Origin of the sequence: Priestia sp. P5, from assembly GCF_029522155.1 — a bacterium.
Taxonomy (GTDB): Bacteria; Bacillota; Bacilli; order Bacillales; family Bacillaceae_H; genus Priestia; species Priestia megaterium_E.
Genome location: NZ_JAKWFJ010000003.1, coordinates 325,523 through 339,375, shown reverse-complemented (window position 1 = coordinate 339,375; position 13,853 = coordinate 325,523). Strand labels below are relative to the sequence as shown.

12 protein-coding genes are annotated in these 13,853 nt (G+C 38.4%); 8 read left to right on the top strand and 4 right to left on the bottom strand.

Annotated elements, in window-relative coordinates; genetic code table 11:
- Positions 1–4: 4 nt before the first annotated feature.
- The 7 genes from walK (at position 5) to rlmH (ending at position 6,934) form a co-directional block, all read left to right on the top strand.
- The gene (gene walK / locus MMB69_RS23220) at positions 5–1,912 is read left to right on the top strand and encodes a cell wall metabolism sensor histidine kinase WalK (RefSeq protein WP_221785918.1); all 1,908 of its coding nucleotides are present in this window, start codon (positions 5–7) and stop codon (positions 1,910–1,912) included.
- Positions 1,903–3,270 carry a YycH family regulatory protein gene (locus MMB69_RS23215; RefSeq protein ID WP_028409756.1) on the top strand — a complete coding sequence of 456 codons (1,368 nt, stop codon included), beginning with the start codon at positions 1,903–1,905 and terminating at the stop codon, positions 3,268–3,270. Before walK ends, MMB69_RS23215 begins: the two co-directional genes overlap by 10 nt.
- Entirely contained in the window at positions 3,257–4,036 is a 780-nt protein-coding gene (locus MMB69_RS23210) for a two-component system regulatory protein YycI (RefSeq protein WP_221785917.1), read from the top strand. Before MMB69_RS23215 ends, MMB69_RS23210 begins: the two co-directional genes overlap by 14 nt.
- 18 nt (positions 4,037–4,054) lie before the next feature.
- Positions 4,055–4,849, top strand: a complete 795-nt coding sequence (locus MMB69_RS23205) for an MBL fold metallo-hydrolase (RefSeq protein WP_014457688.1) — start codon at positions 4,055–4,057, stop codon at positions 4,847–4,849.
- Between the two features lie 57 nt (positions 4,850–4,906).
- Positions 4,907–6,139, top strand: coding sequence for a S1C family serine protease (locus tag MMB69_RS23200; protein ID WP_260507036.1), 1,233 nt, complete (start codon positions 4,907–4,909; stop codon positions 6,137–6,139).
- Positions 6,140–6,212: 73 nt separating this feature from the next.
- Positions 6,213–6,371 carry a CxxH/CxxC protein gene (locus MMB69_RS23195; RefSeq protein WP_013059901.1) on the top strand — a complete coding sequence of 53 codons (159 nt, stop codon included), beginning with the start codon at positions 6,213–6,215 and terminating at the stop codon, positions 6,369–6,371.
- Positions 6,372–6,454: 83 nt separating this feature from the next.
- Positions 6,455–6,934 (top strand): 23S rRNA (pseudouridine(1915)-N(3))-methyltransferase RlmH, encoded by a 480-nt coding sequence (gene rlmH, locus MMB69_RS23190; RefSeq protein WP_013085547.1) that lies wholly within the window; start codon positions 6,455–6,457, stop codon positions 6,932–6,934.
- 169 nt (positions 6,935–7,103) lie between these two features.
- On the opposite strand, the gene MMB69_RS23185 is transcribed toward rlmH, so the two are convergent.
- Both MMB69_RS23185 and MMB69_RS23180 read right to left on the bottom strand, forming a co-directional pair.
- On the bottom strand, positions 7,104–8,102 hold the full coding sequence (locus MMB69_RS23185; protein WP_014457691.1) for a tRNA dihydrouridine synthase: 999 nt from the start codon (positions 8,100–8,102) through the stop codon (positions 7,104–7,106).
- A gap of 403 nt (positions 8,103–8,505) precedes the next feature.
- Complete coding sequence (locus tag MMB69_RS23180) at positions 8,506–10,404, bottom strand: PhoX family protein (protein WP_221785916.1); 1,899 nt, start codon at positions 10,402–10,404, stop codon at positions 8,506–8,508.
- Positions 10,405–10,785: 381 nt separating this feature from the next.
- Here MMB69_RS23180 and MMB69_RS23175 point away from each other — a divergent pair, with 381 nt between their 5' ends.
- Positions 10,786–11,628, top strand: a complete 843-nt coding sequence (locus tag MMB69_RS23175; protein ID WP_221785915.1) for a PepSY domain-containing protein — start codon at positions 10,786–10,788, stop codon at positions 11,626–11,628.
- Between the two features lie 40 nt (positions 11,629–11,668).
- On the opposite strand, the gene MMB69_RS23170 is transcribed toward MMB69_RS23175, so the two are convergent.
- Positions 11,669–13,117 (bottom strand): sensor histidine kinase, encoded by a 1,449-nt coding sequence (locus tag MMB69_RS23170; RefSeq protein WP_221785914.1) that lies wholly within the window; start codon positions 13,115–13,117, stop codon positions 11,669–11,671.
- Positions 13,114–13,797 carry a response regulator transcription factor gene (locus MMB69_RS23165; RefSeq protein WP_217028910.1) on the bottom strand — a complete coding sequence of 228 codons (684 nt, stop codon included), beginning with the start codon at positions 13,795–13,797 and terminating at the stop codon, positions 13,114–13,116. Before MMB69_RS23165 ends, MMB69_RS23170 begins: the two co-directional genes overlap by 4 nt.
- Positions 13,798–13,853 lie beyond the last annotated feature (56 nt).

Here is a 13,853-nt window from a genome sequence, read left to right as displayed (position 1 = left end):
TTAGATGAAGAAAGTAAGGCTCCTGCAATCTATTCATTTAAAGTTTGTATTGATTTATGTGCTGCTCATTTTAATTGCGATGCAAATTATTGGGGTCTATTTTGCACGACAATTAGAAAAAGAATTAGTTAACAACTTTCGAACGTCTCTTCAAGAGCGGACAGACTTGCTGACGTATAACATTGGACAAGAAATGGTGAAAAATCGTGATGATGATTCACCCACTCTTGAGGAAGACTTAAAGACTATTTTACGAGATTTTGCTTCAAGACCCAATTTAGCTTCAAATGATATGAATGACATCTCTGAAGTAAGAGTCATTGACCAAAATAGAAGAATCATTGCTACATCGAACTCAAATCCTCAACAGATCATAGGTAAAAAGACTAATGATTTGGCGATTACAAATGCGTTGTTAGCAGGAACGAACTCTGATAATGTATTTGTTGATCAAAGCGGACAGCGAATCAGAGTTATGATACAGCCTATTCGTTTACAGGATAAAGTAGGTGCCAGTCAATCAAATTCAACTAATAAAAATGGAAAAGTTCAGTCTAGCGAAGAAATCTTAGGTGCTATTTACTTAACAGCTTCCATGGAGCCTGTTTACGATCAAATGAGTAATATCAATCAGATCTTTAAAGCAGGTACGGTAATTGCTCTTTTTATTACAGCTGTTTTAGGCGTGTTTTTAGCTCAGACGATTACTCGTCCAATGTCTGAAATGAGAAAACAAGCACTTGAGATGGCCAAAGGGAATTTTACGAGAAAAGCTAAGGTATACGGATATGATGAAATTGGTCAGCTAGCTCTCACATTCAACAACTTAACAAGAAAGCTTCAAGAAGCACAGGCAACTACAGAAGGGGAGCGCCGTAAGCTTAGTTCAGTATTAGCTCATATGACGGACGGCGTTATTGCGACGGATCGAAAGGGAAGAGTAATTTTAATTAATGATCCAGCCGCAGCTATGCTAAATGTTTCACGTGAAACGGTTTTATCTGACCCAGTTGTTTCCCTATTAGATCTTGAAGAAACGCATACGTTTGAAAGCTTGCTCGCTAATCAAGAGTCATTAATTTTGGACTTTAGTACAAAATCGGATCCTTTTATTTTAAGAGCTACCATTTCTGCTATTCAAAAAGAGACCGGTTTTATTAACGGAATTATCATTGTCTTGCATGATATTACAGAGCAGGAGAAAATTGAACAAGATCGCCGAGAATTTGTAGCAAATGTTTCACATGAATTGCGTACGCCGTTAACAACGATGCGCAGTTATTTAGATGCGCTTGCAGACGGAGCATGGCAAGATAAGGACTTAGCTCCAACGTTTTTAAATGTAACGCAAACAGAAACAGAACGAATGATTCGTCTCGTTAACGACTTGCTTCAATTATCTAAGCTAGATAGCCAAGACTACCGATTTAGTCGTGACCCAATCAATTTTGTGAAGTTCTATCATTACATCATTGATCGCTTTGAAATGACAATTGAACAAGGTATTTCGTTCGTGCGCGACTTGCCAAATGAAGCAATCTATGTCGCTATCGATCAAGATAAAATTACACAAGTATTAGATAACATTATTTCCAATGCAATAAAATATTCACCTGAAGGCGGAACCATTACATTTTCAATTGCTCAGCATACGCATGAAATTGTTGTGAGCATTAAAGACCAAGGTATGGGAATTCCAAAATCAAATTTAGCTAAAATTTTCGAACGCTTCTATCGTGTAGATAAAGCACGAACGCGTAAATTAGGCGGAACAGGATTAGGGCTTGCTATTGCCAAGGAAATTATTGAAGCACATGATGGACGCATTTGGGCAGATAGTCAGGAAGGAAAAGGAACAACGATTTACTTTACTCTTCCGATTGAAAGTGAGAATGATGACGAATGGGAATGAGATATGAACATATCAAAACGGCCATCTTAGTTGTTCTCGTCGCTTCCAGTTTAATTATGACGTATCATATATGGACGTATCAGCCTTCTTATAAGGTCATTTCAAAAAATCAACATTTACAGGAAGTTGAAGTGAGTTCAAAAAGTAAAATAGAAGATCATATTCTTCCAACAGAAGTTCTCTATCATCGAAACGATAACCACTACATGTCTCACGACGAAGATGATGTAAACAAATGGGTAAATGAAATGAAAAAATGGAAATTTTCGAATGTGACGGACGTTTCGGATGCTATTTCTCCTGATGGATTTTTAAATTATGTCCATGGAAGTAATTCTATTGAAGTGCTGTATCCAGATGCGCTGCCGTTAAAAACATTTCAACAGCTTTTTTCATTTTCTCAAACGTCTTTGCCTAATCAAACATTTGACCGTGTACTCATTAAAATTAAGCGTACACCTTCCTTTTTCGTGAGCGTGTATCTTGTGAATTATGAGCAAAAAAAGATTTATTCGGTTACAGTCAAGAATTTGGCCAAAGATGATATCAAAGAATTAGAAGACAAAATGAAACGTACGTATGCCCCGAGCTTTGTATATAAAGAAAACAAAAATCGGTATATCTTCCTTCCGGAAAACAATATCACGATGAATAGTGAAGTCTACTATACGAGCATGAGGCATTTAGATATTGAGAAATATAAGGAAGCGCTTTTTAACAACCCAGACTATGCAAGGAAAGAAACGTCTACGAACCGAGATGTCTACACCGAAGGTACAAAAGTGATTAATGTTAATACGAAGACAGATGTGATGGAATATGTGAATCTTGTAAATTCCACGACCGAGGTAATGGAAGATTATAATTTAATAAATCGCAGCTTTAGCTTCGTTAATGACCACGGCGGCTGGACGGAATCTAATTACAGGTTCAACAGCTGGAATCGTATTACAAAAGAAATTAGCTATCGTTATTATAAAGATAACTATCCCGTGTACAGCAATCAGGGAATGACTGAAATATATCAGAGATGGGGAAATGCAGAGATTTTAAATTACCGTCGTCCTCTTTATCGTTTTGTAAGAGTACAGGATTCCAGTGTAGAAAAGCTGCAGTCATCTCAAAAGGTGATTCAATTAATCGAAAAACACCAAAACTTTGACCCGAATCTGTTAAAAGATATTTCAATAGGCTATCAGTTAGAAGAAGTCTCACAGCAGCCAAAAACCGGTGAAAAGACGGTTGAGTTTAATTCTAATTCTGTCAAACTTGTTCCTTCTTGGTTCTATTATTATAATAGCAAGTGGTATCGAATTGCACCGCCGACCGAAGGAGGCGATAACGATGGATTGGAATAGAACAAAAACCATCTTTATTTTCACTTTCTTGGTTCTTAATATTTACTTAGGCTATCAGATTTTTAAAACCCATCAAGAAGATCAGTACTCTCTATTTGTAGAGTCGAGTGTTGAAGAACAATTAACGAGTGAAGGTATTGAATATAAACATTTACCTACAGATGTGAAGGAAGCTTCATCGTTAAATGCTAAAAGCAAACTGTTTAAAGATGAAGATTTAAAAAAGCTTAAAGAACAAAAAGCAGCGCTGCTTGAGGAAAAAACAATTCGAAGCGTATTAGACAAACCTTTTTCAGTGCCTGAAAAAAATACAAAAGCAAAGCTAAGTCAATTTCTAAAACGATATGTGCTCTCGGGTGAAGATTATGAGCTATGGAATGTTAATAAAGAGAAAAAAACAGTTACATTCTTTCAACAATATAAGAAGCACAAAATCTACGACAATGAAAATGGCATGATTATTGCTCATTTAAATGATAAAGGTGAAATTGTTTCATATGAACAAACGATGCTAGGTTCTGTGAAAACGTTGGATGATGAGCAGGATGTTTTGTCCCCTTTAAAAGCATTAGAAAATTTGTTTTTGAAGGATGAATTGAAGAAGAAAGATAAAGTGACAGACGTAGAGTTTGGATACTATACGTTTGATCTGCCGTTATTAAATTCTCAAGTTTTAGCACCAACTTGGCATATTGTTGTAAATGGCGATACGAGTTATTTTGTAAATGCCTTTGAAGGGCAGATTATTAAAAAAGGAAATAAATAAGTATTTGGAGTGAGATAAATGAGCCTGCATTTCAGCGTGCTAGCCAGTGGGAGCACAGGAAATGCGATTTTAGTAAGTGATGGAGAACATTCCTTACTAGTTGATGCGGGGCTGAGCGGAAAGCAAATGGAAGCTCTCTTTCAACAAGTAAATCGCAATATCCCGGATTTATCAGGAATTTTAGTGACTCACGAACACAGTGACCATATTAAAGGACTAGGTGTTCTGGCACGTAAATATAAGCTCCCTATTTTCGCAAATGAAAAAACGTGGAACGCAATGGATGGCTTGATCGGCAACATTGATACGGAACAGAAGTTTCACTTTGAAATTGGCCAAACGAAATCGTTTGGTCAATTGGAAGTGGAGTCTTTTGGCGTTTCGCATGATGCTGCAGAGCCTATGTTTTATGTCTTTCATCAAGGATCTAAAAAATTAACCCTTATTACGGATACCGGGTATGTAAGTGACCGTATGAAAGGTACGATTAAAAATAGCGATATGTACGTATTTGAAAGCAATCATGATGTTGAAATGCTTAGAATGGGGCGCTACCCTTGGAGCATTAAAAGACGAATTCTAAGCGACGTAGGACATGTATCAAATGAAGATGCGGCGCTTGCAATGGCAGATGTGATTGGAGATCAAACTAAACGCATTTACTTAGCGCATTTGAGTCAAGACAATAACATGAAGGAAATTGCCCGCATGTCTGTTGCGCAAGTGTTACAACAAAAAGACATCAATGTAGAGGACAATATTCTCCTATGTGATACAGATCCAAAAAGACCAACTGATATTGTTTATGTATAGTCTCTAGAAAGGAAGCGAAAAATAACTTCATTTAGTACGTGAATGCAGACATTCACGATGATAAATGAAGGGTTCGGTGATAGTGTGGAACATTATGATGAAGGCCAAGAGCCAAATAGTCGGCCGCCTAAACGCCGCAGAGGATATTTCGCTTCTGCTCTGATTGGAGCAATTATAGGTGCACTTATTGTACTGCTTCTTATGCCAGCCTTGGTGAGAAACGGGATTTTGCCAAATGGATGGATGACGGATGAAAATAGAGATGAACAAACAGGATCTACCATTCAAAAGTCAGTATCTCTTGACGTCACTACGGCCGTCACAAAAGCTGTTTCTGAAGCCAATGCAGCAGTTGTAGGAGTTGTAAACATTCAGAACTCTGAAAGCTTTTGGAATGATGAACGAACTGATGCCGGGACGGGCTCAGGTGTTATTTACAAAAAGCAAGGCAATAAAGCTTATATTGTGACAAACTATCATGTCATTAAAGGCGCTAACGAAATTGAAGTGAGCTTCAGTAACGGTACAAGGGTATCGGCTAAAATTCTTGGCAGCGATGATTTAATGGACTTAGCAGTTCTTGAAATTGACGCAGGCCACGTGACAAAAGTGGCTACCTTCGGAAATTCTGATAAGCTTAAGGCTGGTGAACCAGTGATTGCTATCGGAAACCCGCTAGGCCTTCAATTTTCTGGCTCCGTTACACAAGGAGTTGTCTCAGGGGTTAACCGTGTCATTCCTCAAGATTTGAATGGCGATGGAAATCCTGATTGGCAATCAGAAGTTATTCAAACAGATGCCGCCATTAACCCTGGTAATAGCGGGGGTGCTCTTGTTAATATTGATGGTGAATTAATCGGTATTAATTCCATGAAAATTGCCCAAGAAGCAGTAGAAGGCATTGGTCTTGCGATTCCAATCAACATGGCTAGACCCATTATTAATGACTTGGAACGATATGGTGAAGTCAGACGTCCGTATCTTGGAGTTAGTACACTATCATTAAGTGAGGTATCAGGGTATCATTTAAAAGAAACCCTTAAGTTACCGCATGATGTAGTAAACGGAGTCGCTGTTCTAAAAGTCGAGCCAGGTTCGCCAGCCGCTAAAGCCGGATTAAAGGAATATGATGTGATTGTTGAGTTAGATCACAGCAAAGTAAGAGACATTGCGACACTTCGCAAACACCTCTACATTGAAAAAGAAATTGGCGATAAAATGAACGTAACGTTCTATCGCGATGGCAAAAAGAAATCCACAGAAGTAAAATTAACGCGTCAAATGAAGTGAAAGAAAAGTTATCCACAGGGGATAAACTCCTGTGGTTTTTTAATGAAAAGAATAGAGAGAGGAAGATAAATACATGAAGATATATTGCTGTTTAGAACATACAGAACTAGCGCTGGATGTAATGGTAGATGAGATTGAGCTAGCGCCGGTTTTTGAAAAAATAGAAAATTCCACTGACAAAAAAAGCTGTGAATATTGTGACAATGAAGCTGTATATGTAGTAGGGAACTAATATTCTTATACAAAATGTGGATATAACATGTGGATATGTGGATAATATCTGTGGATAAGAGATAAAGGAGAGGAGAATAGCCTGTGAATATCTCTATTATAACCATTGGGAAGCTAAAAGAAAAATACTTAAAACAAGGTATTCAAGAATATTTAAAGCGTTTATCAAGCTATGCAAAAGTAGAAATTATTGAGCTTGCAGATGAAAAAGCGCCAGAAAACTTAAGTGAATCTGAAATGGAACAGGTGAAACAAAAAGAAGGAGAGCGCATCTTAGCGAAAATCTCAGACGATACTCACGTAATCGCATTAGCTATTAACGGAAAACAAAAATCTTCCGAGGAACTCGCAAAAGAAATTGATTCATTAGCTACCTACGGAAAAAGCAAAATAGCGTTTGTCATTGGCGGATCGCTTGGTTTAAGCAGCGAAGTAATGAAACGCTCAAACGCAGCCCTTTCTTTTTCAAAGATGACGTTTCCTCATCAGCTTATGCGCCTAGTATTAGTAGAACAGATTTACCGAGCTTTTCGTATTATTCGAAATGAACCTTATCATAAATAGAACGTGTGGATATTTTTTCATTAAAAGCTGAGGCAGAAGGAAATGTGAAACCTTCTGCCTCAGCTTTTATCATATGTGGATAAATAGCACACGTCTATAAAAAAGAACAAAAGGTTCTTCTCTCCAATAAAATGCTAGAACAATTGAGTTTAAGCAAACGAAATCTTATTTAAGAAACAGAAAAACCTTCGTCTTCTTTCACTCCAGCTCTGTCTTTAAACTCATCAAGCAACGCACGCACTTCGTCAGTTGTTTCCGTGCTCATGAGTAGGTTTCTTAATTCACTTGCACCGCGGAATCCGCGAACATAAATTTTGAAAAAACGTCGAAGCGGTTTGAAAGGGCGCGGCTCTAATTCTTCAGAATACTTATCATGAAGATCTAGCTGCAGGCGAAGAAGTTCTAATAGCTCTTCGCTTGTGTGCTCTTTCTTTTCTTTTTCAAACGCAAACGGATTATGGAAAATTCCGCGTCCAATCATGATTCCATCAACGCCATACTTTTCAGCAAGTTCAAGGCCTTTCTGGCGGTCAGGAATATCACCGTTAATTGTTAGTAGCGTATGAGGCGCAATTTCGTCACGAAGCTTCTTGATCTCCGGAATTAACTCCCAGTGCGCGTCAACATCGCTCATTTCTTTTTTCGTACGAAGGTGAATAGAAAGGTTCACGATATCCTGTTCTAAAATGTGCTTCAGCCAGTCGTACCACTCGTCAACTTGCGTATAGCCAAGACGAGTCTTTACGCTTACTGGAAGCCCTCCAGCTTTGGCTGCCTGGATAATCTCAGCCGCAGTATCTGGACGGCGAATCAGACCAGAACCTTTTCCGTTTCCTGCAACGTTCTGCACAGGACAGCCCATATTAATATCAATACCGCGAAATCCCATTTCGGCCATGCCGATACTCATTTGACGGAAGTATTCAGGCTTGTCTCCCCAAATGTGCGCAACGATTGGCTGTTCATCATCTGTAAACGTCAAACGTCCTTTTACGCTATCTTTTCCTTTCGGATGGCAGTAGCTTTCCGTATTTGTAAACTCTGTAAAAAATACGTCAGGTCGTGCTGCTTCGGTCACAACATGGCGAAAAACGACATCCGTCACAGCTTCCATCGGTGCCAAAATAAAAAACGGACGCGGCAACTCATGCCAAAAATTATCTTTCATCTTATATCTAAACCCTTTCTTTTAGGGAAAACATATTCCCAAAATTAAAAAGTGTAATTTCTTTTATCAGGTTGAATGCTAGTATAAACTTCAACCAATATATACTTTAATGGTATGGAACGAAAAGTGCAAGGGAACGAGTGGTTTTGTTTTGCTGGAAATACTTATTGAAACAACTTTTATCTCTAGTATTAGCGGGGGGATAAGCAATTAAAAGCGAGCCTGAAGGCATGTACCGGATACCTGCGAATATAAAGCATTTGGTTTGTGTTTAGGCACTTTCTCCAAGGATATTATAAAGTATTCACCATAATTATGATCATGATAAACAATTTTATAAATAACGTCGACTATATAAAAAACCACGTCTGTCACTGCACAACAGACGTGGCTTCATTACATATTAATGTTTTTTATAAGGAGCGCCGTCCTTAGAAGGAAGTCCAGAAATGTATCCGACACCACCAGTTTCTTGAATGCCGATGCTTTCTTTCATTGCATTAGCTAACTCTTCTTTATCAACAGCGGTAATATTTTTGTCGCTGATGTCCTCGCCCGGGTGCTGATAGTTGCTTAGTACGTAGCGAGAGTTTTTAATGTTTTCTACTGCACGAAGTCCTGTTGCTTCTGCTCCCACTGGAACTGAAAGGATGCGTGATAATTTTTTAGTTTTTACATTATAAGCCCATACGAAGTTGTTTGTATGCAGTGAGCTGTCTTCTCCGATAAACAGTGTATTTAAGTCATTTGAATACGTAAGGTTATCAGGGTTGGCAATTTTATTTGGATCCGCTGTATTACCGTATGCATCTGCTTTTTCTAGGTCTTGTCCAATGATTAGACCTTCCATGCTTGCTGGAACATAGCGGCTATTAATTTTGCTATTTGTATGGTCTTTTTGGTGTGATCCTAAGTTTAATTGGTACGTTACACCAGATTCTCGTTTTGGAAGTTGTATGTCATCCTGTACCGCACCTGGTTCTTTCAGCATCCCGCTTTCTTGATAAGAGATGGCCATGTAAGCTTTTTTATCTTGTTTGTTTACCGCAAGACCTTCCATTTTGTTAAATTCAGACGTAGCGCCTAAGATGGCTCCGTAGCGACGTGATTCTAAGAAGGCTGCTGCTTTTTCCATGCCTGGTTTAACTTTTAGATACTCCACGTTTTTGCTTGCAGCTGTTTTTACAGCAGTGAATCCTTCTGTAGGCTTGTCTGCTGTTTCAAACATATCGCTAAATTTTGTACCTTTGTTAATGATAGCTTTAACTTCGTCATCTGAAGCGTGACCAAGTTTGATCCACTGAAGGTCTCCTTGACCACCGTTTTCCGTACCTGTTTGTTTAAACTTCGCGGCGTACAATGTACCTTTCGAGAAGTCTTTTGCTTTGTCGGCTACGTACATAAACATCATTGTATTTGTGCCATCATCTCCGAACAGGGCCGTTTTATTGTCGGGGAGAATTTGCATCGTTTCATGTGAAAAGCGTCCTGTACTATAGTGTTTTTCTACTGAAGCTTCACCGTTGTCATCAATTGAAATTTCAGGAATCCATCCGTAGTAATAAGGATTTGCTTTTGATTCATCTCCAAAGTAGCGCTTCGCAAAGTTTGTTACATCTTTATATGCACTAGAAGAAGAGTCCTCAAAAGCGCGTGCATCAGGCTCGTATTCTTCTGAACCAAGATGAGTACCCCAATCGGTTGTAGAACCATTACATGGCGTCCACAAACCATTTACATTAGAAAAATCAATTTTCTTGGCATGATTGACGGTTAGTTTTCCGGTTTTGTCATCTCGGTCAACTTGTGTAAGCGTCATCGAAGCTGGGAGACCCGATACTTTATTTCCGGCATTATCAACTGAGTCATATTCATAGTGTGACACAATGTAAGATTTTCCGTTGATGGTGATAAAGCTGTTTGAATCCGGCGCATCTGATACATATGGTGATGGCTTATCAGGAACGCTTCGGTCAATAATTGGATCCCCTTTTGCATCGATCGGTGTACCTGCGGCAATTAATTCCCCTTTGTTATCGACAATTTTATCTTTTGAAAGAAAGAGCTGATTATAGTTAAGCGGCGTTTCTTCAACGCTTCCATCTTTATACGTTACTTTTACAGATGCCTCTGTATACGTTTTAATCATATTTTCAATCGTAGTAGGTGCTTTCATTGGCTGAAACTCGACGCTTTTTATTTGTTTTGGATGTTGAACTGTATGATGCTCTGCTGCAAAAGCAGAAGCGGCGCTAGAAGCTAAGAGAGTGAGAGATAGTCCAAGAGATACTCGTTTTTTCATGGTTGATAACCTCCAAATCGTATTCATACACTTATTAAATCATTTGATTGTTGAGGAAATATAAAGAGAAGTACTGGATTTGTTGAGCTGTTGTTAAGAACGTTGAACATTTAGATGACAAGTTTAACTAGAAGTTATTCAGCTATCTTTCAGAATTTGTTCAGATAGCATTCAGCTGGGCTTCATAGTGAATTCATGTTCCGCTTTTACAATAAACACATAGCTAAAGAGGACAAGAAGCGCTTTGGCTCGTACAGCAAAAGTGAAAGGTATTTTAGCAGAAAAAAACGTTACTCCAATGGCGCTATTTTGATAAATGACCGCTGTTAAAACCTTTAGCTTGTGCTGTAAATACATTGGAAATTACGCGGAGGTATAATCATGATTGGAAAAGTATTAGCAGGAAAAGCAGTAGTAGCAAAAGCCGTGGGAGGTGCCACAATTGGAACAGCTATCGCTCTTGGTTCAATGACAAGTGCATTTGCTTCAGACGGCCAGCACATTACTTCAACAAAAGCGTCGGCTCATACCGAAGCGGCCACATATACACAAGCTCAAGCAAAAACAATTGCCTTAAAGAACTGCGGAGGAACGGTTCAATCGGTTTCTTTTGAAAATAACGCCTATACGTTTTTAATTCACGGAAAAGATAATCAAGACCATCATGTGAAAGTAAATGCACACAGCGGAAAAGTGGTAAAGGTTGAAAAACTATCTTTTTCTCAAAGTGAGGCACAAGCAGTAGCGGTGAAAAACTGCGGAGGAACGGTTAAATCGGTAGGCTTCAACGATGGAGTGTATACGTTCTTAATTCATGGAAACGATAGCCGTGACCACCACGTAAAAGTCAATGCACAAAGTGGAAAAGTAATTCAAATTCAAAGCGCTGCATTTACAAAAGCACAGGTTCAATCAATTGCATTAAAAAATTGCAGCGGAACAATTCAATCGAGTTCATATGCAAATGATGTATACACATTTTTAATTCACGGAAAAGATAACAAAGATCACCATGTGAAAATAAACGCTGAAACAGGAAAAGTAATCAAAGTCGAAGCGGTAAAGTTTACGCAAGAACAAGCTAAACAAGCTGCTCTTCAACAGCACAAAGGAACGGTTCAATCTGTTTCATTCAGTGAACAAGCGTACACGTTTGTCATTAAAGGAACAGACAACGTACAACATACTGTAAAAATCAGTCCTCAAACAGGAAAAGTGTGCTGATTTGATAAAAAAGACGATTGCTTCACGGCAATCGTCTTTTTTACGTCAAGGGCAATACGATTTCAAAAGCAGTTCCTGCATTCAATTTGCTCTCTACACGTATTTCCCCCCCGTGCAATTCTATAATAGATGCGCTAATGGCCAAACCTAAACCTGCTCCTCCGTATGCCCGAGAGCGTGAAGCATCAGCTTTGTAAAATCGCTCAAATAAATGAGGAAGGTGTTCTTGAGGAATACCATGACCGTTATCTTGTATTATCAACGAAAGTTCTTCCTCATTTATTTTTCCTACCACTTGAATAACTCCTGTGGTTGGATTTGTATGCTGTACGGCGTTGGAAAATAAGTTTAAAACAACTTGTTTAAATTGATCTTTGTTAACTTCGGATGGCAAACGGCTTGGAAAGTCGAATAAAACCTTTCTGTTCCCCGCCAACAGTATGAGTTGAGGTTTCATATCTAAAATCAACTCATCTATAAAACAGTACTCTTTTTGAAACGGTGGAAGTTGATCAAGCTGAGCAAGAAGCAGAAGATCCTGAATAAGTTTGTGCAGTCTTTTGGACTCTCCATACATGCTTTTTAATGCGTCGTTTAATTGTTCTGGATTACTGCTAGCCCCTCTTAATAAAACTTCTAAAAAGCCGTGAATAGATGTAAGCGGCGTTCGCAGTTCATGCGAAGCATCCGCAACAAAACGCCGCATTTGTTCTTTGGCTTCTGTTTCTGCTTTAAATGCTTTTTCAAGACGTTCAAGCATTTCATTAATAGAAAGAGAAAGGCGATCCATTTCGATTTGTCCTTGATTAACAGGCAAGCGGTCATGTAAGCTTCCGGCATTAATATGCTCCACTTTTTTAGTAGTAGTAAACAAAGGGACTAACGTCTGTTTTAAAACAGAAGAAAAAACAAAAAAAGCAATGGTCATTGCGGTGAGTGAAAGCATTAAAAAGATGAGCATTTGTCTGATTAAGAGGTCTCTTAATGATTCTGTGGGAGTATTAATTTGAATAACTCCCTGTATTTCTCCATCAAAGATAATGGGTTTTAAAACAATGACTTGCTCTTGATGACCATCCATTTTTTTTATGAGGCTCGTCGTGTTGTCCGGCTGGTTGCTTTTTTTCATTACTTGTTTGTATGTAGATGCAGAAAGCTTAGGGAAGTAAGAATGATGTGGATCCTTAGCCAGCCGTAAAAATGTGCTTTTTTGATTGATAAAGGTAATATTAACGCCCGGGAAATAAACCATTGGTCTTGATGATTGTTTTACATTCTGGCTTGTTTCAATATCGTGCTTCCAGACATCATCGGGAATCAAGTGAATTTGGTCTTCGATGCTTCTAATTTTATTTGTGTAAATAAATTGCTTCATAAATACGTATTGAAAAACGCCTATCAGCATCAGTAAGCTCAAAATAACGAGTAAACTTCTAGATAAAAGCTGAAGGCGAAGAGAATTCAGATGAAAGAAACGTTTGTGCTTCATGAAATATCAATCCGGTATCCTACACCGCGAAGCGTTCGAATAACGGTTCGGCTATGGTCCTGTAATTTTTCTCTCAGTGATCGAATGTATACTTCAACAATGTTTTCTTCTCCTCCAAAATCATATCCCCACACTCGATCTAAAATGGTGGATTTACTTAGTACAAGACCGTGATTAATAACCAAGAATTTCAAGAGTGCATATTCAGTAGGGGATAAATCAAGTATGTGATTAAGGTATTTAATTTCTTTGCGGCGGTCATCAATTTTAAATGGACCGATTGATACCTCGTCTAATAGGTTGGGAAATTGATTGCGGATTCTAGCTTGAATGCGCGCAAGAAGTTCTTCAAAACTGAAGGGTTTGACCATATAATCATCTGCTCCAATAGTCAGTCCCTTTACTCGATCGTCCACTTGATCTTTTGCTGTTAGCATGATGACAGCTATATTCCCCATTTTCTTTAACAAGCGGCATACTTCAAATCCATCCATTCCAGGAAGCATAACATCTACAATAGCGATATGAGGCTTGAATTCTTTGGCTATATTAATTCCTTCAATTCCGTCTTGGGCAGTTTTGATATCAAATCCTTCATTCGTTAAACCTAAAGATAAAAACTGTAAAATAGTGGGTTCGTCATCTATAAGCAAGACTTTAATTCCTTTTAATTGATCCATCATGGTGAAAACTCCTTTGCTCCTCTACTTTCTATTATGCTTTTTTATCTGAAACA